We start from the raw sequence: 279 nt of genomic DNA, 5'->3' as shown, positions 1-279 counted from the left end.
CGGCAAGACCTCGCTGCTCAACGTCGCCGCCGGCCTGGTCGAGCCCTCGGGCGGCCTGGCAACGGTGGACGGCCGGCCGATCACCGGGCCTGGCTCCGATCGCGCCGTGGTCTTCCAAAACGACGCGCTGTTTCCCTGGCTGACGGCGCGGGAAAATGTCGCCTTCGCGCTTCGGCTGCGTGGCGTGTCCGCTGACAAAAGGGCGCGGCGCGCCGACGAGCTGCTGTCGCTGGTCAAACTCGGCGATGCCGGCGACAAGCGCATCTGGGAGCTTTCCGG

General features: G+C 69.9%; 1 protein-coding gene. It reads left to right on the top strand.

Annotated elements, in window-relative coordinates; all coding sequences use genetic code 11:
* The coding region (locus EN852_RS40450) for an ATP-binding cassette domain-containing protein (protein WP_135880020.1) at positions 1-279 on the top strand (279 nt) is incomplete at both ends.

The sequence above is a fragment of the Mesorhizobium sp. M2E.F.Ca.ET.209.01.1.1 genome (genome assembly GCF_004010375.2).
In the GTDB taxonomy this organism is placed as follows: Bacteria; Pseudomonadota; Alphaproteobacteria; order Rhizobiales; family Rhizobiaceae; genus Mesorhizobium.
Note: the sequence above shows the minus strand (reverse complement) of the source record. Positions and strands in the feature narration are given on the sequence as shown.